This is a genomic window from Ignavibacteria bacterium, assembly GCA_041649015.1.
Lineage (GTDB): Bacteria > Bacteroidota > Ignavibacteria > Tepidaquicellales > Tepidaquicellaceae > CAIKZJ01.
On sequence record JBAZNU010000005.1, the window covers coordinates 212293 to 238611 of the forward strand.

Sequence of the window (26319 nt, forward strand, 5' to 3'; positions counted from 1 at the left end):
TATATAAGATATATAATTTTATTAAAACCTTTTATTTATCTCTTCCATTATCTGTATTGCTGCCTCAGGTATCTTCGTACCGGGACCGAATATCGCTGTGACGCCGTGCTCATACAAAAAGTCATAATCCTGTACGGGTATAACACCGCCGCAGATAACTATTATATCTTCTCTGCCGAGTTTCTTTAATTCCTCAATTAGCTGAGGCAGAAGTGTTTTATGTCCTGCAGCAAGTGAGCTCATACCTATCACGTGAACATCATTTTCAACTGCCTGCCTTGCCGTTTCTTCAGGAGTCTGGAAAAGGGGACCCATATCCACATCGAATCCCATGTCAGCATAAGCCGTAGCCACAACCTTTGCACCTCTGTCGTGTCCGTCCTGTCCCATCTTGGCTACCATAATACGCGGTCTGCGTCCTTCCTTCTTCGCAAATTCGTCCGTCAGTTTCTTTGCTAGCAATACTTTGTCTTCATTGCCTGAAGCATATTCTGAATTATAAACACCGGATATTGTTCTCGTCACTGCCTGAAACCTCCCCCATACATTTTCTAAAGCAAAAGATATCTCGCCAAGCGACGCTCTAACCCTTGCTGCTTTAATTGCTAAATCAAGTAAATTACCCTCGCCGGTTTCGGCGCATTTCGTCAAAGCTGACAGGGCTTCGTCAACCTTTTTCTGGTCGCGGCTCTTCTTCATCGCTTCAAGTCTCTTAATTTGCGATAGCCTTACAGCGGTATTATCGACCTCGAGTATCTCCATCGGCTCTTCCTTCTCTAAACAGAACTTGTTTACGCCAACAATCGTCTCTCTCGCCGAGTCAATCCTTGCCTGGCGCCTTGCAGACGCTTCTTCTATCCTGAGTTTAGGGATCCCTGCTTCGATTGCCTTCGTCATTCCGCCGTATGATTCAACCTCTAAGATGTGTTGCCACCCTCTTTTAAGCAAAGCATCGGTTAAGCTCTCAACATAGTACGAACCGCCCCAGGGGTCTATGACCTTGCAGATGTTTGTCTCGTCTTGCAAATAAAGTTGTGTGTTCCTTGCAATACGTGCGGAAAAATCGGTCGGCAAAGCAATGGCCTCGTCGAGGGAATTTGTGTGAAGCGACTGTGTATGTCCTAAAGCGGCAGCCATTGCCTCGACGCATGTCCTTACAACGTTGTTATAAGGGTCCTGCTCTGTCAAACTCCAGCCGGATGTTTGTGAATGAGTCCTTAAAGCCATCGATTTCGGATTCTTCGGGTCGAACATCTTTATTAATTTTGCCCAAATTACTCTCGCAGCACGAAGCTTGGCAACCTCCATAAAATAATTCATTCCCTCTGCCCAGAAGAAGGAAAGCCTCGGCGCAAATTTATCTATGTCCATTCCGGACTGAATGCCCGTACGCACGTATTCCAAACCGTCTGCAAGCGTGTAAGCCATCTCAAGGTCAGCAGTTGCGCCGGCTTCTTGCATGTGGTAGCCGGAAATGCTTATACTGTTGAACTTCGGCATGTTAGCGGAAGTGAATTGAAATATATCTGCGATGATTTTTATGGAAGGGGTCGGAGGATATATGTACGTATTCCTAACCATGTACTCCTTAAGAATATCATTCTGAATAGTTCCTATAAGTTGTTCCTGCTTGACGCCCTGTTCCTCCGCTGCAACTATATAAAACGCAAGCACGGGAAGGACAGCGCCGTTCATCGTCATAGAGACCGACATCTTGTCCAAAGGAATCTTCGAGAAAAGTATCTTCATGTCTTCAATGGAATCAATCGCAACGCCTGCCTTGCCAACATCGCCAACAACTCTTTCGTGATCTGAATCATAACCCCTGTGTGTCGCAAGGTCGAACGCTACAGAAAGCCCCATCTGACCCGCCGCAAGATTCCTTCTATAGAATGCGTTGCTTTCTTCCGCGGTCGAAAAGCCCGCGTACTGCCTAACGGTCCAGGGTCTCTGCACATACATGGTCGAATAAGGTCCTCTTAAAAACGGGGGAATACCCGCCATGTAATTTATATGCTCATAGTCCTTAATGTCATCCTTTGTGTAAAGCGGCTTCACGTCTATCTGTTCCATCGTATGCCAGATAAACTCCTCAACATCCTTGCCCGTTTCTTTCTTGAACTTCTTCTTCCAGTCTTCGTATGATGTCTTCTTTGACTTCAAATCTAATTCAATCTTCGAAAAATCTACTTTCATATCTTATATTATGTTTTAATATTTTTATTAATGTATTAAACCAACCCAATTAAAAGCTTCTTATTCATCTCATACACATCAGCACCCATAAATATAAAATCATCAACGCCATTCTCCCTATACCCCTCAACCATGTCCTTCGGATAACCCGCAAGTATAACTTTCACACCCTTTATCTTTGCTTTAAGCTCTTTCACCAGCACAGGAACTATTTCAGGATACGTATCATCAGTCGAACATATTACCACAATTCCCGCATTGCTTTTCACCGCAGCATTAACGGCATCCGCATTACTTTCAAAACCCTTTTCATAAATAACATCAAATCCTCCCACTTCAAAAAAACCTCTCGCAAAATCCGCTCTTGCTTTGTGCTGCTTCAACGGTCCAATCGCTGCCAGAAATATCTTCGGAAAGTATCCGTTTTTATCTTTATAGCTGTATGAGTATTCTCTTAATTCCTCAAATATCTCGGAAGCACGTTTTACCTTCAAAGCTTTTATGTTTGCTGTCGCAGGTTTCCTCTTAAGAGACTTTCCCGTTTCGCCAATCGTAGAACCTTCAAGAAAATTATTAATCAAAGAATCAACCGTAACTTCTTTCAAACTAACTTCTCTCTGCTTTCTGTTCTTAAATTTATCTGCCCGTTCTTTCCTCGCCTCCTCAAATCCGTTCTCTTTCTCCGCAATCCTTTCCTCTTTCATATTCGCATACATGTTATTTCCAACAATCACCTTCTTCCTTTTTGCAAAATCCTTTTCTTTGGCTGTTGCGGTCTTTTCAATCTCAGTCTGCGGAATCCCTTTCGTTACCGCATTCAGCATCCCGCCTTCTGCTTCAACCGACTTAACAATCTCCCATGCTTTTTGTGCAAGTTCTGCTGTAATCGTTTCCACGTAGTAAGAACCGCCCGCGGGGTCAATTACTGAGTTAAGATGCGATTCCTCCCTCAATACTATCTGTGTATTCCTCGCAAGCCTTCTCGAAAATTCATCCGGTAATCCTACTGTTTCATCAAAAGGCGATGTGTAAATACTGTCCGCACCTCCCGCTACAGCCGAAAATGCCTCTGTAGTCGTGCGCAGCAGATTTACGTATATATCATTCTTCGCCTGATTGTAAAAAGATGTTTTCGAGTGTATGAACATTTTCTTCGAGTCTTCCTTCCCTTTGTAAGCATCAATAATATTCGACCATATTATTCTCGCTGCCCTCAGCTTTGCAACTTCCATAAAATAATTCGTGCTTATTCCGAACGTGAAAAAGAATCTCGGCGCCGCCTCGTCAATCGTTAAACCTCTTTTCAGCATCTGGTTAATATACTCTACCGCCGATGCCATCGCATACCCGAGTTCCTGAACAGCACTTCCGCCTGCATTTACGTATTCGTACCCGCAGACTCCAATCGTTTTAAAGTTTAGCTTATTGTCCGCAGTCCATTTCGTCACATTATAAATCTCATCAAAAGCTGTTTCGAAATCATACGGCGTAACCCCCGTCCGCATTGCAAAAACAAACGGATCTGAAAGAAATGCCGCGTTTAGTTTCTTCATATCTGCATTGGATTTCCTGAAGTAGGAAACAAACAACGATAAAATCTGAATCGCCGAAAATCCACCGTTAACAAACAACGGAAATTTTGTTATATCTATATCCCTGAAGCATTCTTCCAAATCCTCAAGCGATACTGCTGATGTACCTCCTTTGCCTGATTCATCGTTCATCGCCGCATCAGGGTCCTTCGAAAGCAGAGTTGCAAGGTCGGGCCTGAAGTTAATAGCCGTCAGCCCTCTTTCCAAATCATATTTTAGGGCTTCGTTATATTCCCTCGGACTAAAATAGGGCAGTTCCTGCGATATCATCCAGCCGTTTTTTATATTTCCTTCCGTCTTAGTCCCGCGTACATAATTGCTGTATCCGGGAAAATTATCAAGAAGGGGATTATCCTTAATGTTTTCCTGTGTATAAATCGGCTGAAGGTCTATCCCTTCATAAGTTTTTGTGATTAAACTCTTGTCGTATGACTGGCCCTTTAAATCTTTTTCTGCAGCTTTTTTCCAGTCCTCAAATGATGTGCTCGGAAAATCTTTTCTGAGTTCTAAATTATCTGAAAGTTTACTCATAGGTACGATTTGATTATTAAATTGTATTCTTAAATATCAATATTTTAAACATAAGATTAAATTCAAAAAATCAGTATAGTTCTATTTTCCTTTGCATAAAACTGAGACAGGTTATTATCAAAAATAAGTTATTCTGTGCGTAAAGCAGTTAAAATAAATCGAATTTAGCAGTAAGCATTAACTGAAATTAAATACATTTATCTTTAATTATGCAATATTTCCATATAGAAATTAATGATAAAAAAGTTTATTTTTTCAAAAATGAAATACGAGTACGTTCTCAATATTCACACAGAATTAAAAATATGAATTTATGAAAAGACAAATCAGGCAGACATTATTCTCATTAATCCTTTTTAGCATTATCGTAATATTATATTTATTTATTTCACAATCCGCAATAGCACAGATGCAATTCGAGTGGGTGAGGAATTATCCGATTACCGGCAGAGCCGCTGCGATTGATTCTTCAGGATATGTTTATTTCGTAGGAGAGCAGACAGATGGAACACACAAAATATTGAAATATGATTCACTCGGAAATATAATCTGGGCACAGGATTTTAATGTTATAACCGGAAGTAATTATCTTGGAATTGCCGCATATAAAAGTCGTTATTTTTATATTACGTATTCCACACAGGGGCATAGTTTCGGTCTATCAAAGTTCGATACAAGCGGGACACTTCTCTGGACAAGAAACATATCGGGATATTATTATGAACCGTATTGCATGACATTGGATACTTCGGGCTATATATATGTAGCGGGGGAAATTGGTTATTATGCTTCAAACAGTTTTACTGTGAAATACAGTCCCGCTGGAGATACATTGTGGCGAGCAATATATTATCCGAGTACAAACGGGGGTTCATATACAGGGCTTTCAATATCGGTTGACAACCAAAAGAATGTGTATATAACAGGTGGAATAAATCATCCTGATTATACCTATTCATACGGAACAATTAAATACGACAGCCTTGGCAACAGGAAATGGGTATCAAAGTATTACAGTCCGTATTCCTCTACCAGCTTTACAAGGGGTTATTGTGTAAAAGCCGATAATAAAGGTAATTGTTATGTTACAGGCGTAACATTGCATTCACTTATTAATGGGGTGTATAGATATGCACCAGTAACAATAAAATATGGTTCCGACGGGGATTCTATTTGGACAAGATTATTTGTATTAGCTGATACAATTGATTTTGGAGGTGGGAGCGATATAGCAATAGATGATAACGAAAATATATTTATACCATGCTACTATACTATAAAATATGATAAAAATGGAAATTTACTATGGTATAAGAATAATAATTTCCCTGTGTCCCGGGAAATACTTTTCGAAAATAATATTTACGTTTCCGGAGGTTTCTGGGAAGACAGACTACAGATGCTGGGATATGACAACGAGAGAGGTAATTTAATATTCAATCAAATTTATCCGACACCTCATCCGGTTATCAGCGGAGGGAACTTAACATTCTCGAATAATTTGTATCTGTATGCTTATGCTAACGATTCTGCTATTTTAATTAAATATACCACTAATACTTCATCAATATCAGAAAATGCAAACAGAGTTAACAACTTTAAATTGTCTCAAAATTATCCGAATCCGTTTAATTCGTCAACGGTTATAAAATATTCTTTAAATGTTAATTGTTTAATCACACTGAAAATATATGACATATCAGGGAAAGAAATAGGGACTTTAATTAACGAAAGAAAACCTCAAGGAAATTACACAGTAAACTTTGACGGAAGCGATTTATCATCCGGAATATATTTTTATTCGTTGTTTGCTGACGATATTTTAATAGATACAAAGAAACTCATTATAATTAAATGATATGAACAAGGGATTAGCAGACAATCGAAACTTAGTTTCTTACTTTGCAACCCGAAGAGGACGATTGTTTATTATGTTTTGCGTTATCGCGGCGGGGATGGTGTTTTATTCACAACCCGCTTTATCCCAGCCGCATTTTGAGTGGGTTAGGAATTATCCGATTATAGGCAGAGCCGCTGCGATTGATTCTTCAGGATATGTTTATTTCGTAGGAGAACAGACAGGCGGAACACAAAAAATCCTAAAGTACGATTCACTCGGAAATATTATCTGGACAAAGGAATTTAATGTTATAACCGGAAGTAATTATCTTGGAATTGCCGCATATAAAAGCCGTTATCTTTATATAACATACTCAACTCAGGGGCATAGTTTCGGTCTGTCAAAGTTTGATACCAGCGGAACACTAATGTGGACGAAAAACATATCAGGTTATTATTATGAACCTATGTGCATCACACTCGATACATCGGGTAATATATATGTAGCGGGGGAAATAGATTATTATGCGTCAAATAGTTTTACAGTGAAATACAATCCGGATGGAGATACTTTGTGGAGGGCAATATATTATCCGAGCACAAACGGGGGGGGATATATAGGGCGTTCAATATCGGTTGACAACCAGAAGAATGTTTTCATCACGGGGGGAGAGATTTATCAATCAATGAATTCATATACAACCATTAAATACGACAGTCTTGGCAACAGGAAATGGGTTTCTAAATACTTCAGTCCATACTCCCCATATTCATCAGCAGGAGGAGGCAGTGTAAAAGCCGATAATAAAGGCAACTGCTATGTTACGGGATACATTACTTATACAATTGTTAATGGCTTTGAAAAATTTACACCGGCAACTATTAAATACGGACCTAACGGTGACTCAATCTGGACAAGGTTATTCAGATTGCAGGATACAATAGATTTCGGTGCTGGGGAAGATATGGTACTTGATGATAATGACAATGTATTCATTCCTTGCAATTATATGATTAAATATGACAAATATGGAAATTTAAAATGGTATGCTAACAATAATTTTTATTTAAGACGGGCATTATTATTCGAAAATAATATTTACGGTTCCGGCGGAATTTGGGATGACAGGATACAGATGTTGGGGTATGACAACGATAGAGGTAATGTAATATTTAATCAAATTTATCCAACAACAAATCATCCCGTGATTTGTGACGGTAACTTAACATTCGGAAATAGTTTTTATATTTATGCACATGATAATGACTCCTTGATATTAATTAAATTCTCTTCATATACATCATCAATATCAGGACATGGATACACGATAGATAATTTCAAATTACATCAGAACTACCCGAATCCGTTTAATTCATCAACAACCATAAGATATTCTATTAATAAAAATAGTGAAATAAAGATGAAAGTATTCGATATAAAAGGAAAAGAGGTAAGAACTATCACAAGCGAGAAAAAAACACCAGGTATTTACGAAGTTAAATTCGACGGAGGTGGTTTATCATCTGGAATATATTTTTATTCTCTGTTTGCTGATAATATTATAATTGATACGAAGAAACTTATTTTAATTAAATAACTGGCTAACCTACATCAAGAGAGGAGGATAAACCGATGGATGAGTAAATAGTTTTAGACGACAAGCCGCAAGATTTTTTTGCGGATATAAAATAAAACTATTTCAAAAACTTCAAAAATAAAAAAATTATGAAGAAAATTATTTTTTCACTTCTTATTGTGTTTATATTAAATAACATTCTAAACAGTCAGTCATTTCCGTTTCTTGGATATAATTTTAAGAATTTAAATTTTGAATGTGCAGGTTTTGTAACCGCAGTATATCCTGCAGGAAATCCGGCAAATCTTGCAAACCAGATTCTTTATGCGAAAACCGATATAGGCGGTGCATATAAAAGTACGAATAACGGATTAAACTGGATATCAATTTCTTCTTATTTTGAAGGAGATAATGAATCAAATAATATTTGTATATGGAAATTAAGGACGAAAAGGTTTATTTTTTAAGAAATAAATACTGAATATGATTCAAAATATTCATACAGAATAAAAAATATGAATTTATGAAAAGACAAATCTGGCAGACATTATTCTCATTAATCCTTTTTAGCATTATCGTAATTTTATATTTATTTATTTCACAATCGGCAATAGCACAGATGCAATTCGAGTGGGTGAGGAATTATCCTAATTTTCAGGGACATTCAGCGGCAATTGATTCTTCCGGAAATATTTATTCCGTTGGAGACTCATCAAGTTATTTGATAGTTTTTAAACATACTCCAAATGGAATTCTTATCTGGAAAAGAAAGCTAAATTACGTAAAGAGCAACTCACCTATACTTGTGTCGACAGATAAAAATAAAGACCTATATGTATCGTGCAGTAATATAGCGCATAATTATGTCTTGACAAAATTTGATTCATCAGGGCAGTTGAAATGGGAGAATATATTAATTTATGGGGGGTATGACGAGCCTTACAGTATAGCCGTTGATAAGGCAGGTTTCATTTATTTGACAGGAGAAACATTTAATGGAATCACTAAATGCCTCACGGTAAAATATACTCCGCAAGGCGATACACTATGGACAAGAATTAACCCGGAATACGTAATGGGAGGGAACTATGTAAGTATTGATGACAGCGGATATGTTTACGTTGCTGGAGGTTATATTTCTTCCGGTGGAAGTTATTATTATGGAACTTTGAAATACGATAATAATGGAAATCTGAAATGGTTTAGAAAGTATAGTTATCAGAATACGATTTCAAGAGGTCTTTGTGTAAAGCCTGACAACAAAGGTAATTGCTACGTTAGTGGATATATAACTTTGTATAATGGGAACTTCATTTCCGGGCTTATTAAATATGATTATAAAGGTGATTCAGTCTGGGTAAGAATTTTTGGAGATTCTTTAACATATACATCCGGCTCAACAAATATTAATTTCGATGATATCGGAAACATATACTTATCTTCTATTTACACTTTAAAATATGACACAGCAGGTTATTTACTCTGGAATATATATAACGACAGTTACTCTACTTCATTTGCATTTCATAATAATCGTATATATTTTGCAGGGACGAGTTTATGGCAGGGTCCTGACAGTCTGCGTATTATTGAACGTGATGAAAAGGGAAACCTAATTAGCCAGAACTATTATCCCAAATCACCCTCTAAGCTTGATTTGAAATTTTATGACAACTCATTTTATCTTATAATTAATTCTCAAGACTCTTTAATATTAATGAAATTCAGAACGTCCCCTAATAGCATCGTGAACAACACAACTATAATAAGTGATTATAAATTACATCAGAACTTTCCGAATCCTTTTAATTCATCAACGAATATTAGTTATTCATTGCGTGTAAAAAGTTTAATAACTCTAAGGATATACGACATATCAGGAAAAGAAATTACAACTCTTGTGAATGGGTATAAATCCGCAGGTGAATATAAGATATTATTCGATGCAGTTAATCTATCTTCTGGGATTTATTTCTATTCTATGTTGGCTGATAATAAATTAATAGATACTAAAAAACTCATTATAGTAAAATAGTTCGCATAAAAATAGAGAGGAGGAAAAGAAGACGAAACTACCATATTAAATACCGGATAATGGATTTTATGTTATTCCCTTTATTATAAAGGCAGGTGTTTTTATTTTTATCTAACAATTATGGCTTTAAAATATAAAATATTTTTTATTGTGTTTTCCGTTTTGTTAATATTTTCCAACGGATTTTCGCAAGTCTATCAGGAGTGGATAAGACATTATTCCAGTATCGGAAATAAAACAGATTATGCTATCAGAGTCGTTACAGACAGAAATAATAATGTTTATGTAACCGGTAATACCGCGAATGATACAACTACTTTTGGTGATAATGTCGATATTGTGACAATTAAATATAATTCTACCGGAGAAGTTAAATGGACAGCCAAATACAGAGCAGAGGCAATTTATAGCAGTGTAAATAGAAGCAATGATATTATAACTGACAATAACGGAAATATTTATGTCACTGGTATGGAAGCCAAAGATTATGGAACGCAATATATTATACTTATAAAATATGATTCACTTGGAACAATGCGATGGATAAGAAAATATACCGGTCACGGGTATGATGTTACCGCAAATGCAGCATTTAGAATTGCATTGGATAAAGAAGGTAATATCTTAATTGCCGGAACAAGCGTTGAGGAGGGATATAAACAAACATTCATAACTCTTAAATTTTCCCCCGCCGCAGAATTGTTATGGTATGATTCGTATATAGTTCCAAGAAAATATAATTCGAATGATATTATCAGAGGTTTATGTGTCGATTCTCTGTGCAATGTTTATGTTGTCGGCCATTTTGATTCGAGCCGAGACGAAAGTGATTTTTGCACAATTAAATATGACAAACTCGGTTACAGAAAATGGGTTTCCATTTATAAAAGGCAGGGTGATGATTATCCTACTAATATAGCTGTGGATAAAAACCTGAACGTTTATGTTTCCGGAAGTTTCGGTTCTATGTCTCGCATGGGTACAATAAAATATGATTCGAACGGAGTATTCCAGTGGGCAAGGGATTATCAGGGCAGTGGGTGCTGTTATTGCCAGGGATATGATTTAAAAGTTGACAGTAAAAATAACGTAATAATAACAGGATTTGCAGATAATTCAAACACAGCAAGAGATATTGTAACAATTAAATATAACCCGGATGGGAATGTAATATGGTTAAGAATTTATGACGATGGGGTTAATGATTTCGATGTAGGTTATGAAATGGCTTTGGATAAATATGATAATATTTATATTGCAGGATTAAGTATTAAACCATACACAGATGCAAATATGGTGGTTGTTAAGTATGATTCGACAGGTACGGAAAAATGGTCAAGAATTTATAACGGCACTGCAAACAATGCTGACGAGGCTTTTTCAATTACCTTAGATAACAACGGAAGTGTTATCATTGCAGGTTATAGTTCTGAAACTGGAACAGGAGAAGATTTTTGTATTATCAAATATTCGCTGTTAACCGGCATATCCGACCCTATTAATAACGAAATAAAAAACATTGCATCCTTGCGAAATTATCCTAATCCGTTTAATCTATCTACAATAATCGAATATTCGATTCTCCGCGACAGTTATATTGAAATAACTTTATATGATGTTTCAGGAAAAGAAATGCAAATTATTTATAAAGGAAATATAAATAAGGGAATACATAAACTCACATTATCTTCTAAAAACCTATCGAGCGGTATTTATTTTTGTAAATTGACAGTTAATGGTAAATCAACATCTATACACAGGCTAATAGTTATTAAGTAATTTTTATTAAATATCAAATTAAATTTTATAAAAAAGATAATTTTTCTTTTGACATTTTTATGTACTATTAATAATTTCACATTAGCCCAGAGCTATCGTGATATTAATTTCGAATACGGTGGATTTGTAACAGAAATTTATGTTGCAAAAAACGACAACTTAATTGGCTACCAAATTTTATACGCAAGAACTGATGTGGGCGGTTTATATTGTTTTCGGATAATAAAATAATAGATACGAAAAAACTCATTTTAATTAAATAATATGAACATAAGATTAGCAGATAATCATGACTTAGTTTCTTACTTTGCAACCCGAAGAGGACGATTGTTTATTTTGTTTTACGTAATTGCGACTGTGACGTTGATTTATTCACAGCCGGTATTAGCACAGCCGCATTTTGAGTGGGTTAGGAATTATCCGATGGTGGGGCAGGATGCTGCACTTGATTCTGCAGGTAACATCTACATACTCGGAAGACCTGAAACTAACGGTGTTAGTATTATTAAATATAATCCTTCGGGTTCGATTATATGGACGAAAGTTCAACCATCGGTGAACGGAGGTTATTTACATGCTGCTTCGGATAAATACGGAAATTTGTATTTTACTTTTTTTGACATGAATGATTCTTATTTCAGACTTACGAAATATGATTCAAGCGGTAATTATCAATGGACAAAATATTATGTAACGGGTGGCTTTAATACATATCCTCAGGCAATAGCTCTTGATACGACAGGTAATATATTTCTTATAGGGAACAGTCAAACAGCTACCGGTTCTCCATTTATCTTAAAGTATAATGCGCAGGGAGATTTATTATGGACAGCGAGTTCTACTATTAACAGAAGTGGATTTTTTGCCGGTTTTGTAGATAAACCCGGAAATATTTATGTAACAGGTTACTGTAGAGACTCTAATAATTACTCTTTTGATTATTTAACGATTAAATTTAACAATGCAGGAATCCAGCAATGGGCTAAGAGATATAACGGACCAGGTGACGATTATGATATAGCTGTAAGTGTAAAAGCCGATGACGAAGGGTATTGTTATATAACAGGTTCTGTAGCTATTGAAGGTCATGCCGGTACATCAGGAACAATAAAGTATGCTCCAAACGGCGATACTGTTTGGACTAGATTATATTCACTGGATACAACAGACCAGTATGGCGGGGAATATTTAGAGATAGACGGTGATGGTAATGTTTATGTAACGGGTTGGGGACATAGCTTAACTGATTTTCAAGGCGAGTATAGAACAATAAAATATGATAAATATGGAAATTTATTGTGGATAATACATGATTCTAACGGTGTTTATCCCCAATCAATGGCAATTGACAGAAACAATAATATTTTCATAACAGGACATAATCAGGCTTATAAATTTTATAGTGTTGGTTACAATTATTCAGGAATAATGATATGGGGTCTTTTATATCCCCCTGAGTATATAGCATCATATCATGGAGGCATAAAAGTTTTGATTGATAAAAATAATTATCTATATGTATATGGCGGTTCACTTGATTCAGCGATATTATTAAAATATTCAATAAGTACTGGCATTGTAAATCCAAATCAAAATATTGTTCAAGGTTATAAATTACATCAAAATTATCCTAACCCCTTTAACTCCTCAACCATCATCAGCTATTCTTTACCGGCAAAAGGTTACATCCACATTAAAATACATGATTTATTAGGCAAAGAAACTGCTTCGTTAGTTAATGAGAATAAATCAGCCGGTAATTATGAAGTAAAATTCGAAGAACATAATTTATCAACGGGTGTATATTTTTATACGCTTTTTGTGAACGGACAGAAAATGGACATAAAGAAAATGATGGTTATTAAATAAATAGGATGTTCTTTAATAAATTTAAAGAAGAATATGGTAAAATTATAAATAATTAATTAGTTCGGCAAAGTCTTTAATGAATCCATGTTAAAGTGCAAAATGCGTCAAATCTCTTCTCTGCAAAAAATTTCAGTACCTGTTGTCTATATTACTTTTAAAGAAACAACCAATATTTTACTCTTCGGATGGTAACTTTATTTATTACGCAATCCGGCGGTGTAGTTTTTATTTTTCCGTCTATTGACATTATGGAACTTTTTTAATAATTTTATGTTTATATTCATGAACAAATATTTAATAAAATTATGTTAAAACTGTTAGAAGCGATACATCTAAAAACAGCAAAAATCTCTACTTTCTACACTTCACTCACACATTACTAACACTTTACTTACACAATTTTTACACACTTCTTATATACACCTTGTATAGCAGCTTAATAGACCTTATATATGCAAAGCATAAAGTTCAGGAACCTATACCAAATATCAGCATTATTTTTGTTTAAACAATAAACTAAATTGCACTTTCAAAAATTACATTTTATTGTCGTTGAATAGAGGTCTCTTATACGCATTCGCAGCTTACGCATGGTGGGGGTTCTTTCCGCTTTATTGGAAACTGCTAATAAAAGTACCCGCTTTGCAATTGATTGGTCATAGAATTATTTGGTCATTTATTTCTTTGATTTCCGTTTTACTAATCTTAAATCAATGGAATTCATTTCGGAAATCAATTTTTGATTTTAAAATATTCAAAATTTATTTGCTTGCCGCTGTTCTTATCGGCTTGAATTGGTTTATGTATGTTTGGGCAGTGAATGCCGGTTATATTGTCGAAACCAGCCTCGGATATTTCATTAATCCTCTTATAAGTGTGTTGCTCGGTGTTTTATTCTTCAAGGAAAAATTAAAGCTGTGGCAATGGATTCCAATAATTCTTGCGGGCAGCGGAGTTCTATACATGACAATCTCAATTGGGGAGCTGCCGTGGATTGCACTTCTTCTTGCTTTTACATTCGGGTTTTACGGTATGATAAAGAAGATTGCACCTCTCAGCTCTTTACAGGGATTAACACTCGAAACAGTTATTTTACTCCTCCCTGCACTCTTTTATTTAATTCAAGCTGAAAATTCAGGTGTGGGTGCATTCACTCATCAGGGTTTATTTACCGATTTTTTGATTGTCCTCGCTGGAGTTATAACAACCATTCCTCTTCTGCTCTTCGCTTCCGCAGCAAAGAGAATACCCCTTTCATACATCGGCGTTTTGCAGTATATCGCTCCAACAATTCAGTTTTTGCTCGGCGTATTAGTCTTCAAAGAATCTTTCTCTGTTAATCAGTTCATCGGATTCTCTGCCGTATGGATAGCTCTTATAATTTTTGGATTAAACAGTTTCGCGTCCTACAGAGCAAAATCTATATCTCCTCCCGAAATGGATTAAATAATAACTAATTTTTTGATTTAATTATGGAACTGAATTAAGGGTACTAATTTTCCCCCTACATAATTTTATATATTGATTAATCCTTAATATATTGATATTTTAAATGTAACTTAAACAGTAATTATAATACAACATGTTTGTAATTACCGCATAAGTGAAGATTAATCATTAACTTAAATACAGGAGATTAAAATGGAAGAAAACAAAATGGCTAAAGGTCTTATGATGGGATTTTTAGCAGGGGGAATAGTCGGTGCAGTTGTGGCTTTGCTCTATGCACCTAAGGCAGGAAGAGAACTAAGAAACGATATCAGAATCAAGAAGGATGAGTTTATCGACGATACATCCGAATACATGAAGATTGCTAAGTCTAAAGCAAGCGACCTTATTAACGACGGAAAGAAAAAATCCGAACAGATTATTAAGGATGCTAAAGAAAAAGCAAATTCCCTTCTGGATGATGCTAATTCAGTTCTGAGCGATGCAAAAACAAAAGCGACTGAAAAATTCGGCGTCGCTAAGGAAAAAATCACCGTAGAGAGCGAAAGAATTAAAGATGCTTTTAAGGCGGGTGTTGATGCGTACAAGGACGAAAAATCCAAAGGTGTTTAATCTTAAATTTTAAATAATTGACACTCGAAGTCTTAAATATTGTTTCTGTAATTATTCAGATTATTCTTTTTGTCGTTCTTATTTTTGCAGTGTTTGCCTTGTCCGCTTATGTCAAGTCCCTAATGCAAAGGGTCGAGACTCTGCAGGATGAGTTTAACAAGTTCAAAGTCAAGGTTGAACCTTTAATAGATGATACAAAAGTATTAATTCAAAAGGTTAACAAAATCACCGATAAAGTTGACGATAATATTGTTTACTTAAGTAAAGCGGTTGAGAAGGTTAAAACAGCTATTGACGACGTTGTTGATTTCAAAGACAAAATCGTCAGAAAAGTTGAACCGCCTATCGTTGACACTATTACTGCATTCTCGGCAATTGTCAAAGGAATAAAGGTATTCTCGGAGACTTGGAAATCTAAAAGACCCGAGAAGCGTTATATAAAACACGATGATGAACTGCTGTTCGATGCGGGTAACGATAACGATTATGAACTTGAAAAAGAATACGACGATATAAATAAAGAACTGAATGAAGTCAGAAAGAAACTTGAAGAGATGAAGAGAGTATAATCTCTCACACTCTTTATATGTGTTTTATAAGGTTAATTGCTGCAAAGCAATTAACCTTTATTATTTTTAATTTGAATCGATACAGGACAGTGGTCGCTTCCTTGCACATCTGAATGTATGTCAGCTTTGGCTATGTTCTTAACAAAACTGTTTGATACCATAAAATAATCTATTCTCCACCCGACGTTCCTTTCTCTTGCACGCGTTACCATGTCCCAGTATGTGTAGTTCTCCGGCTCCTTGTTGAATTCACGAAATATATCCGTGTAGCCGAGGTTAATAATCTTGTCTATCCATTCCCGTTCCTCGGGCAGGAATCCCGAGTTCGTTTCATTTTGTTTGGGTCTTGCCAAATCAATTTCTTTATGTGCAGTGTTGTAATCTCCTGTTACTATAACACCTTTCCTCGAATAATATTTTCTCTGGAGTAGAAAAAACAGCTCATCGTAAAATCCAAGTTTGTATCTTACTCTCTCAGGTCCTCTCCCTCCGTTCGGGAAATAACAATTAGCCAGCACATAATCCTTAAACTCAAGTATTATGCATCTTCCCTCATCGTCATAATAGTCATTTCCGATTCCAAGCGAAACATTTATCGGTTCCACCCTGGTATAAACCGCAACGCCTGAGTAACCCTTCTTCTTTGCAGAATGAAAATACGATGTGTAACCTTTTATCTCCTTTAGCTCTCCCGGCAGCTGCTCAAAGTGAGCCTTCGTTTCCTGAAGACACAGAATGTCTGGTTTTGCGACTTTCATCCAGTCAAGAAAACCTTTCTTATGAACCGCTCTGAGTCCGTTCACATTCCATGAATATACTGTTGTATTTCTTGTTTTTGCCATTAAACAAGATAATAATTATTATATTCACTTTTTATTCCATTTCTTTTGCAAATTGTTTAATTTATTTTTGATAGATTTAAAATTAATATTCTATTCAGATATGGGTGTCCATAAATTAGATAGTTTCTTTAATCCCCGTAGAATTGCTATTACTGGTGTATCCATTAATCCAAACAGCGTCAGCGGAAAAGTCGTTACGAACCTAGTCGGTAGTGGATTTAAAGGTGTTGTGTATCCCGTGAATCCTGATGCCGAAGCTGTCTTTGGTATTCCTTGCTATAAAAGCTTAAGCAGCTTGCCTAAAACTCCCGACCTCGTCGTAATCTGCAACGCTGCAAAAGAAGTACCCGATATTGTTGAAATGGCGGGTGAATCAGGCGTTAGAAATATTATTATAATGTCCGCAGGTTTCAAAGAAATCGGTGCAGAAGGACGCGAACTCGAGGAAAGAATTAAAACATCTCTTAAAAAGTTTAACGGCTTAAGAATCCTCGGTCCGAATTGTCTCGGGATTATAGTTCCGAGTCTTAATCTTAATGTTAGTTTTGCATCGGGAATTCCTAAGTCTGGTAATATTGCTTTTATTTCTCAATCAGGTGCATTGTGTACTTCTGTCCTTGATTGGGCTATTGAGAAGAAAATAGGATTCTCATACTTTATTTCAATCGGAAACACTCTCGATGTTGATTATTCCGACTTGATAGACTTTATAGGTGAGGACGACAAGACGAAATCTATAGTACTTTATATTGAGTCTGTCAGGCAGGCAAGAAAGTTTATGACTGCTGCTCGTTCGTTCGCTCGTACAAAGCCGATTGTTGCTTATAAAGCAGGTAGATTCCCCGAATCTGCTAAAGTCGCCGCTTCCCATACGGGTGCTATGGCTGCCGAAGATGCTATCTATGATGCTGCTTTTAAAAGAATGGGAGTAACAAGAGTTTTTGATATCGGTGAAATATTTGATGTTGTCGAACTTATAGGACGAAATAGAATTCCAAAAGGTGCGCGGCTGGGTATAGTAACAAATGCCGGCGGTCCGGGTGTTATGGCTGTGGATGCTTTGATAGCCGAAGATGGAATTCTTGCACAACTTAGTGATGAGACTTTTAAAAAGCTAAATGAAAGTCTCCCTCCTTACTGGTCAAAAGGAAATCCTGTCGATGTCCTCGGAGATGCAAACTCTAAAAGAATAGCTAAAGCCGCACAGATTTTGTTTGAAGATAAAACCATTGATGCTGTACTCGTTATTCTCACTCCTCAGGCAATGACTAATCCTGCCGCGGCGGCTTCTGAATTGAGTAAAATTAGTGAAGCTCATAAGAAACCTCTTCTTGCCGCATTCCTCGGAGGAGAAAAGATTAAAGAAGGCGTTAGAATTCTTAATGATAATGGTATCCCTGTTTACTCTACTCCTGAACAGGCAGTTCGTGCATTTATGAAACTCGTTACTTATTCAAGAAACCTTGAACTGCTTTATGAAACACCCGAGGACATAAACGTAAAATTCTCTCCCGACAGGGATAAACTTAGATTTAGTTTTGAATCATTGATACCGGATAAGACAAACATCCTTACAGAAAGTTTATCAAAATCTATTCTTGAAGCTTATGGTATTACTACTTCCAAACCATACAAAGTAACAGCAGTAAGAGACTTGAAAAAATCTGCTGATATCGTCGGTTATCCATTAGTTATGAAAGTAGATTCACAGGATATTTCTCATAAGTCTGATGTCGGTGGAGTTGTACTGAATATTGAAGATTATGAAATGCTGTCGGCAGCTTATGTTAGAATGATGAACAATATTAAGGAAAAATTACCGGACGCAAGAGTTGAAGGTGTTTCACTTCAAAAAATGATTAAGTACAAAGATTCCGTGGAACTTATTCTTGGAATTAAGCGGGATGAGACATTCGGTACCGTTATAATGGTTGGTATGGGTGGAACGGGTGCTGAATTGTTTAAAGACAGGGTTATTGGATTTCCGCCGCTTAACGAAAGTCTCGCTTATAATATGCTTGCATCCCTTAAAATATTTCCATTGCTCAAAGGATACAGAGGCAGTAAGCCCGTAAATCTTGATGTGCTTATAGAAACTCTTATAAGACTTTCATATTTGGCAGCCGATTATCCTGAAATTACCGAACTCGATATTAATCCATTACTTGTACATAGCGAAGGTGCTATAGCCCTTGATGCAAGAGTTGTTGTTGATAAATCTCTGTCTGCTTACGGTGAACATGATTACAGTCATCTCGCTATTAAACCCTATCCTGACGAATATATTAGAAAGATTACATTAAACGACGGAAAGGAAGTTACATTTAGACCTATTAAACCTGAAGATGAACCCATGTGGACTGAACTTCTTGCAAACTGCTCGAAGGAATCTATTTATTCAAGGTTCAGGTTTTTCTTTCAGTGGGATTCGCATGAAGTTGCCGCAAGATACTGTTATATCGACTACGATAGGGAACTTGCAATCGTTGCCGAAATAGTCGAAAATGGAAAAAGAAAACTAATCGGTGTCGGTAGATTAATCGCAGATCCTGATCACGAAAATGTTGAGTATGCAATCCTAATTATGGATTCCTTTCAGAACAGAGACTTAGGCGGACTGCTGACTGACTACTGTTTTGAGATTGCTAAGAAATGGGGCTTGAAGAGGATAGTCGCACAAACAACTTCCGATAACAAGCGTATGATTGCTGTTTTCGAAAAGAGAGGATTCAATATTGATTTTGATCCCCGTTCATCATTAGTCGAAGTTTCAAAACCTTTGGATAATATAAATTAAAAATAATACTTATGAATACTGACTTTAATAAATTCTTCTATCCGAAATCCATAGCCGTTGTTGGAGCTTCTTCAAAAGAAGGAACTCTTGGGTATGAACTGCTTGGTAACTTGCTTAAATTTGGTTATAAAGGTAAACTTTATCCTATTAATCCAAAAGCAGATACTATTCATGATTTGAAATGCTATAAATCATTATCAGACATTAAAGATGTTGTTGACCTCGCAGTAATTATGCTTGGTAAGAATTTAGTCTTACAGGCTATTGATGATTGCAAAGACAAGAATATTGATTCCGTAATAGTGATTACCGCGGGATTTAAAGAAGTAGGTGAAGAGGGTGTTACTCTTGAACAGGATTTGATTTCAAAGGTTAAGAAATACGGTATGCGTTTGGTTGGACCGAATTGCATGGGTATTATTAACACAAAGAATGATGTACTTATGAATGGGACGTTCATAAAAGGAACTCCTGTTGCAGGCGGTATTGGATTTGTCTCGCAAAGCGGAGCTCTTGGAGCAGCCGTATTGAAGATTATTGAAAAGTTTGATATCGGATTCTCTCAGTTCCTTAGTATCGGGAACAAAGCTGACGTTTCGGAAAATGACCTTATTGAATACTGGAAAACTAATAAAGATGTTGGTGTTATTACCGCATATCTTGAATCCTTCTCTGACGCTAAAGAATTTCTGAATATATGCAGGGATGTTACTAAGCATAAACCTGTTATAGCTATAAAAGCAGCAAGAACATCCGCGGGTATGAAGGCTGCCTCGTCTCATACGGGAGCGCTCGCGAGTGCTGACACTATTGCTCAGACGCTTTTTGAACAGTCGGGCGTTATTAGAGTCGATTCCGTTGAAGATATGTTCAATCTTGCTAAAGCTTTTGACAGAGCAAAACTTCCTGAAGGAAATAGAGTTGGTATTCTTACTAATGCAGGCGGTCCGGCAATTCTTACCGTTGATGAAGCTGATAAATGCGGACTCGATGTTGTGAATCTTTCTGAAAACACAAAGAATAAATTAAGAGAAATAGTTCTTCCCGAAGCATCCGTTAACAATCCTGTTGACCTGCTTCCTCCTGCAAATGCTCAGGTTTACGGCAAGGCTACAGAAATTCTTTTAGCAGATGAAAATGTAGATGCTGGTATTTTGATACTTGGTCCACCTCTTATGTTTGATACTGTCGAAATCACAAAATATATTTGCGATGCTGCGAATAAAAGCGGCAAATGTGCTATTGTTGTCGTTATGTCTCAGGATGAAATAATATCTGAAGTTGCAAAAGTTATACCTGTTCATCCTCCTTTATTCAACAGCGCTGAGAAAGCAGCTTGGGCTATAGGTGAAATGCTGAAATACAAAAAGCACAAGGAGGTACCGTATGGAACGATTAAGAAGTTTAATGTTAACAGCAAAGGTGTCAAAAGTATTATTAATAAATACAAAACAGGTAACGTATATCTTGATTTTAATGATGTATATGATATCTTGAATCATTACAAAATGCCTATCGTTGAAACTAAAATTGCTAAAGATGTTCAGCAATCAATCTATGATGCTAATCAAATAGGTTTTCCGGTTGTTGCTAAAGTATTCGGCAGAGAGCTTGTGCATAAATCTGATGTGGGCGGTGTTGCGTTGAATATTCAGGATGAAGAGGAACTTTTAAATGTTGAGAGCAAAATTATTGCCGGATTGAAAGAGAAGGGGATTGATAGCAAGCTCGAAGGATTTATATTACAGCCTTTTACAAAAATTGAAGACGGAGTAGAGACAATACTCGGTGCTTTTGAAGATAAACAGGCAGGTCATTTACTCATGTTTGGTCTCGGAGGTATATTTGTTGAGGTGTTCAAAGATGTTAAATTCAGAGTTGCTCCTCTTAACGATATAGATGCTCAGTCTATGATTAAATCAATTAAGAGCTTCGAGATTCTTAAAGGTATCAGGGGGAAGAAATCAGTTGATATAGAATACATTGAAGAGAATCTTCTTAAGCTTTCTCAGCTTGTTACTGATTTCCCCGAATTTTCTGAGATAGATTTAAATCCGTTTGTGTTTTCACCAAACAGAAATAAGTCGAAAATACTTGATGCAAGAATAAAGCTAAGATAAATTCACTGATATTCTATTTCTTATTAAGAAAGTAATCGTAGGTAGCTCTTGATATTTTTGCTATGATTTCTTCATTGGTTTCCATTGTTTCATAAGAATCTGAGACGAATACTGCTATTGCAAAACTGTTACCGTTCGGTAATGTAATTATTCCGATATCATTTGTTGCACTCGTCATACCATCATTATTTTCAGGTCCCGTGCCTGTTTTATGAGCGATTATCGTTCTCTCAGGCAAAAGTCCCTTTAATCTTTTTGCTCCTGTTTTAGTTTTAGTCATTACGTTCCATAAATATTCATATGTGCTATTTAGTATCTTTTTGTTTTTGAATTTCGAAAGTAATTGTGCAGCTGCCCTTGGTGTTGACCAGTTTCGGTATTGTATATCCCAGCTTTCATGCATTTCTTCTTCTGTAGCAACTACTGAAATATCGTTAATATCAAGTGAAAGTAAAAAATCATTCACAACAGTTGGTCCACCAATAAGCCTGAACAGTAAGTCACATGCAACATTATCGCTTTCAGATACTGCATACTGAATAAGCTCATCTATTGACAACTCGACATTTCCCTCGGGATATTTTTCTCTGAGCGGACTATAATAGGGAAGCAGGTCTTCTTTTCAAATTACAATTTTATCCTTAAGTTGAATCTTTCCCTTTTCAACGAGATTAAGGACTGTCAGGGCAAGATGGTATTTATAAACGCTTTGCATCGGAAATCTCTCTGTACCTTTGATAGATAAAGTGTCAAGACCATCTTCAGAACAGATTGCAACACCTACGACTGCACGTTTACCCGAAATAATTTCATCGATATTTTCCTTCAGAATATCCGTCTGAGAAAAAGCTTTTGACACAGATAGTATCATTACCAGTGTCATTATAATTTTTTTAATCATTATTTTATAAAGAGCATTCGTTTTGTTTGTGTGAATTCGTTTGTTATAAGTTTGTAGAAGTAAACTCCAATATATTTGTTTTTCATTTTCATAGCTTTGAATTGTTTTTATTGCACAAAAATAAATATTTCTGTATTAAGAATCACTGAAAATTAAAAGAAATACTCTACTTTGAATAGAATTAAGTTGCCAGAATAAATATATTTAAGAAAAATTAAGTAATTATGAAAATAGCTAAAGAATTTAGATGGGAAATGGGTCATAGACTTCCGGAGCATACAGGTCTTTGCAGGAATATACACGGTCATTCGTATAGAATGGTTGTTGAGATTTCAGGTGAAGTTCTTCCTAACGGTATGATAATTGACTTTTATGACCTTGGATTAATAGTCAAACCGATACTTTCAAAACTTGACCACTGTTTTCTCGTTTATTCAAAAGATAAGCCGGTTTTAGAATTTCTTAAAAAACACAAGATGAAAATGGTTGTTGTCGAATATCTCGCAACTGTCGAAAATATCTGCTCAGATATTACCGAAAAGATTGCTTTTGAATTTAAGAAACAGAAAGTTAGGAATATTACCGAAATATCGGTTAAGTTATTTGAAACCCCGAATTCTTTTGCTGAAATGAACTTAAAAATGCAGTAATTTGCAGTATCGCGAATTCTGGAAAGAAATTTATTTTTAAGATTTGATTTTTGTATTTCTATATGTTTACTATCAGCTTTCCGGCTCTATGCCACGAAATAATTCCACCTGCAAGGTGAAAAGCCTTTTCGATTCCTGCTTGTTTAAACAATGAAAGAGCATTTTTACTTCTACTCCCACTTCTGCAGTAAATCAAATACCTTCCGTCTTTGTCAAGTTCGTAAACTCGCTTCTTAAACGTGGGATCATAGAAATTTATTAGCATCGCTCCGTCAATTCTGGATTGTTTATACTCTTCAGGTGTCCTTACATCAATTACTGTGTAATTTTGTTTGATAAGCTCCTCAAATTTCTCAACATCAATGTTACCTTCATTCGTACGAAAAATATTAAAATTAAACATCAGAAATTAAGTTTTAAATTTGTTTTTATTGGGTTTTAAAGTATTATTACTATCAACAGCAAATTATGCATAATAATTACAAAACATTGAAATAATTATACTTGATATTTAACTTTTTTAAAATATTTCTGCTTTAAAACCACATCTTTTACTCAATTTTTACATTTATTTTTAGATATTTTGAGACAATTTTAAAATAGAAATCTAAAAAATAATCTTGATTATCTACATGAATTTACTTACTTTAGTATAGGAATAGGTTAAAAAATCTCATATTGTATTATAATCAATCAGGGAAACATACTTTAATTATCTGTCACTAAAGGGATGAAGACAAAATTATTTTCATTATCACCTCGAATATTAATCGGATCATATATAATTATTGTAATAATAGTTATTATTTATGGATTCTTTTCGTACAAATCAAATGTCGAAGAAAGATATCAGCAAGTAATCCGTGAACTAAGTATCCTGTCAGATTCAAAAGTTAAAAGGGTACAATCTTGGAGAAATGAAAGATACGGTGATGCAGGAGTTATGATGGAAAATTCAAGCTTAATTTTAGCTTATAAAAATTGGCTGAGAAATCCGGAAAATGATGATTTAAAAAATGCCGTAGTTAAAATGGTGTTATCTTATGAAAGATATTTTAACTACAAAAACCTTATTCTTTTTGATAAAAATCGTGCTGTAAGATTATCTCTGGATAGCACTATTGCATCCTTAGACAGCACATTATTGTCAAACGTAAATATTAGTATATTAAGTAAAAATCCGAGTATTAGTAATCTCTTCATTGCTGATAGTGATTCTTCAATTTATTTAGATGTAGCTGCACCGTTTTTTAGTGATAATGAATTGATAGGAGGCGTAATTTTAAGGATTGACCCCAATGAATTTCTATTTCCTGAAATAAATAATTGGCCTGTTATTAGCAGAACTACTGAATCGATCCTTTTTACTGTAGTTGAAAACACAGTTGTATTTCTGAACAATTTTCGATTTAAAGATAATACTGCTCTTAAGTATAAAATCAAAATTAACGATGAAAATGAATATATAACATCAGTGAAAGCCGCAAAAGGACTAAGAGGATTTTCGGAAGGTATTGATTATAAAAATTCCAGAACTTTAAATGACATAAGACAAATTGAAGGTTCTCCGTGGATTTTGATTAATAAGATCGATGTTGATGAAATTTATACCCCGATAAAAGAACGTATTTGGAATCAGGTTTTTTTCTCAGCGTTTATTCTCTTCATTTTTGGCGCAGGTCTGTTGTGGTTATGGCACAACAGGAAAAAATCTTTGCAGATTCAGAAACTCGAGGAAGAAAAACGAATTCTTGGTATAGCAAAGAATTATGAGAAAGTTATGAAGTATGCTAATGTAGCGATGATTCTCTCTGATAATGACCTTATCATTAGAGACGTTAACGAAAGAGCTCTGAGTCTTTATGGTTTTACCAGAAGTGAAATTATTGGCATGAAGATTAAAGATTTTGTGGTTTCGGAGGCTGAACAAATACCTGACGGTAACAAAGAGGAAGAAGATAAACTAAAAGAAGGTATAATTTACGAATCGCTTCAAAAACGAAAAGACAATTCAACTTTTTACGCTGACATAAACCTGAGTATTGTCGAAATAAACGGAAGGAATTATTATCATAGAATAATCAGCGATATCACTCAGCGTAAGATAGCCGCCGAGAAATTACGGCAAAGCAAAGAACATCTTCAGGAAATAAATCTGGAAAAGGATAAGTTCTTTTCAATCATAGCTCATGACTTAAGGGAACCGCTAGGAAGTTTCATGAATGTAACAAAAATGATGGATGAACGTAAATCATCGATGTCTGAAGATGAAATTGATGAGTTTGTCAAACTTATGAAAGAATCATCAGCAAACCTTTATGGTCTGCTCGAAAATCTTCTTGAGTGGTCAACGATGAAAAGGGGATTGATAGCTGTAGAACCCAAATTAATCAATTTGAAGGAATGCCTCAAAAAGAATCTTGAATTATTAAAGGAGTCAGCAGTTAGAAAAAATCTGAAATTTTCTTCTGATATTCGAGATGATTTAGAAGTATTCGTTGACGAAAGGATGTTAAACGGAATTATTAGAAACCTTGGAACGAATGCGGTAAAGTTTACACCAAAAGAAGGAAATATTATCGTCAAAGCTGAACAAACAGATGGTAATAAAGTTTTGATTTCTATAAGTGATTCAGGTATTGGAATTCCTGATAATATTATTGAAAATCTTTTCAATAGTTCTGTTAATACTAAACGAACAGGTACCGATGGTGAACCTAGTAGTGGTCTTGGATTGTTACTATGTGAAGAGTTTACAGAGAAACTTGGTGGTGAGTTAATTATTGATAGTGAAGTTGGAAAAGGTAGTACTTTTAAAATTATCTTACCCGGAACAGAGAATGAGCCGATTACTATTGCGGAAAAAACAAATAATATAATTTCTGATACTATTTTTGAATCAGAATAGAAGTTTATAATCAAAAACCGTTTAAACTAAAAATACATTTATACTTATATTGA

General features: G+C 35.5%; 19 protein-coding genes. 13 read left to right on the forward strand and 6 right to left on the reverse strand.

Annotation, left to right across the window (positions count from 1 at the left end):
- Window positions 1–21 precede the first annotated feature (21 nt).
- On the reverse strand, window positions 22–2196 hold the full coding sequence (scpA, locus tag WC644_10095; GenBank protein MFA5012287.1) for a methylmalonyl-CoA mutase: 2175 nt from the start codon (window positions 2194–2196) through the stop codon (window positions 22–24).
- A gap of 35 nt (window positions 2197–2231) precedes the next feature.
- Entirely contained in the window at window positions 2232–4319 is a 2088-nt protein-coding gene (locus WC644_10100) for a methylmalonyl-CoA mutase family protein (GenBank protein ID MFA5012288.1), read from the reverse strand.
- Window positions 4320–4632: 313 nt separating this feature from the next.
- On the opposite strand from WC644_10100, the gene WC644_10105 reads away from it, so the two are divergent.
- The 9 genes from WC644_10105 to WC644_10145 all read left to right on the forward strand — a co-directional run bounded on the left by WC644_10105 (window position 4633) and on the right by WC644_10145 (window position 16048).
- Window positions 4633–6177, forward strand: a complete 1545-nt coding sequence (locus WC644_10105; protein ID MFA5012289.1) for a T9SS type A sorting domain-containing protein — start codon at window positions 4633–4635, stop codon at window positions 6175–6177.
- 1 nt (window position 6178) lies between these two features.
- On the forward strand, window positions 6179–7756 hold the full coding sequence (locus WC644_10110) for a T9SS type A sorting domain-containing protein (GenBank protein ID MFA5012290.1): 1578 nt from the start codon (window positions 6179–6181) through the stop codon (window positions 7754–7756).
- Window positions 7757–7884: 128 nt separating this feature from the next.
- Entirely contained in the window at window positions 7885–8202 is a 318-nt protein-coding gene (locus WC644_10115) for a hypothetical protein (GenBank protein ID MFA5012291.1), read from the forward strand.
- A gap of 56 nt (window positions 8203–8258) precedes the next feature.
- Window positions 8259–9770: a T9SS type A sorting domain-containing protein gene (locus WC644_10120; GenBank protein MFA5012292.1), complete on the forward strand. Its 1512-nt coding sequence runs from the start codon at window positions 8259–8261 to the stop codon at window positions 9768–9770.
- A 120-nt stretch (window positions 9771–9890) separates the two neighbouring features.
- A complete protein-coding gene (locus tag WC644_10125) occupies window positions 9891–11549 on the forward strand; it encodes an SBBP repeat-containing protein (GenBank protein MFA5012293.1) in 1659 nt (552 codons plus the stop codon).
- 264 nt (window positions 11550–11813) lie between these two features.
- Window positions 11814–13418 carry an SBBP repeat-containing protein gene (locus tag WC644_10130; GenBank protein ID MFA5012294.1) on the forward strand — a complete coding sequence of 535 codons (1605 nt, stop codon included), beginning with the start codon at window positions 11814–11816 and terminating at the stop codon, window positions 13416–13418.
- Window positions 13419–13964: 546 nt separating this feature from the next.
- Window positions 13965–14864 (forward strand): EamA family transporter RarD, encoded by a 900-nt coding sequence (gene rarD, locus WC644_10135; protein ID MFA5012295.1) that lies wholly within the window; start codon window positions 13965–13967, stop codon window positions 14862–14864.
- Window positions 14865–15059: 195 nt separating this feature from the next.
- A complete protein-coding gene (locus WC644_10140) occupies window positions 15060–15479 on the forward strand; it encodes a YtxH domain-containing protein (protein MFA5012296.1) in 420 nt (139 codons plus the stop codon).
- A 17-nt stretch (window positions 15480–15496) separates the two neighbouring features.
- Window positions 15497–16048 (forward strand): hypothetical protein, encoded by a 552-nt coding sequence (locus tag WC644_10145; protein ID MFA5012297.1) that lies wholly within the window; start codon window positions 15497–15499, stop codon window positions 16046–16048.
- A gap of 50 nt (window positions 16049–16098) precedes the next feature.
- Here the strand turns inward: WC644_10145 and WC644_10150 are convergent, their stop codons facing one another.
- Window positions 16099–16890: an exodeoxyribonuclease III gene (locus WC644_10150; GenBank protein MFA5012298.1), complete on the reverse strand. Its 792-nt coding sequence runs from the start codon at window positions 16888–16890 to the stop codon at window positions 16099–16101.
- Window positions 16891–16957: 67 nt separating this feature from the next.
- Between WC644_10150 and WC644_10155 the strand changes: the two genes are divergently transcribed.
- Both WC644_10155 and WC644_10160 read left to right on the forward strand, forming a co-directional pair.
- Complete coding sequence (locus WC644_10155; protein MFA5012299.1) at window positions 16958–19687, forward strand: bifunctional acetate--CoA ligase family protein/GNAT family N-acetyltransferase; 2730 nt, start codon at window positions 16958–16960, stop codon at window positions 19685–19687.
- Between the two features lie 11 nt (window positions 19688–19698).
- Window positions 19699–21807: an acetate--CoA ligase family protein gene (locus WC644_10160; GenBank protein ID MFA5012300.1), complete on the forward strand. Its 2109-nt coding sequence runs from the start codon at window positions 19699–19701 to the stop codon at window positions 21805–21807.
- Between the two features lie 13 nt (window positions 21808–21820).
- Here the strand turns inward: WC644_10160 and bla are convergent, their stop codons facing one another.
- Both bla and WC644_10170 read right to left on the reverse strand, forming a co-directional pair.
- The gene (bla, locus tag WC644_10165; GenBank protein ID MFA5012301.1) at window positions 21821–22420 is read right to left on the reverse strand and encodes a class A beta-lactamase; all 600 of its coding nucleotides are present in this window, start codon (window positions 22418–22420) and stop codon (window positions 21821–21823) included.
- Window positions 22421–22429: 9 nt separating this feature from the next.
- Entirely contained in the window at window positions 22430–22708 is a 279-nt protein-coding gene (locus tag WC644_10170; GenBank protein ID MFA5012302.1) for a serine hydrolase, read from the reverse strand.
- 224 nt (window positions 22709–22932) lie between these two features.
- Here WC644_10170 and WC644_10175 point away from each other — a divergent pair, with 224 nt between their 5' ends.
- Window positions 22933–23358 (forward strand): 6-carboxytetrahydropterin synthase, encoded by a 426-nt coding sequence (locus WC644_10175; GenBank protein MFA5012303.1) that lies wholly within the window; start codon window positions 22933–22935, stop codon window positions 23356–23358.
- A 58-nt stretch (window positions 23359–23416) separates the two neighbouring features.
- On the opposite strand, the gene WC644_10180 is transcribed toward WC644_10175, so the two are convergent.
- The gene (locus tag WC644_10180) at window positions 23417–23761 is read right to left on the reverse strand and encodes a rhodanese-like domain-containing protein (protein ID MFA5012304.1); all 345 of its coding nucleotides are present in this window, start codon (window positions 23759–23761) and stop codon (window positions 23417–23419) included.
- A gap of 327 nt (window positions 23762–24088) precedes the next feature.
- On the opposite strand from WC644_10180, the gene WC644_10185 reads away from it, so the two are divergent.
- Complete coding sequence (locus tag WC644_10185) at window positions 24089–26266, forward strand: PAS domain-containing sensor histidine kinase (GenBank protein MFA5012305.1); 2178 nt, start codon at window positions 24089–24091, stop codon at window positions 26264–26266.
- Window positions 26267–26319 lie beyond the last annotated feature (53 nt).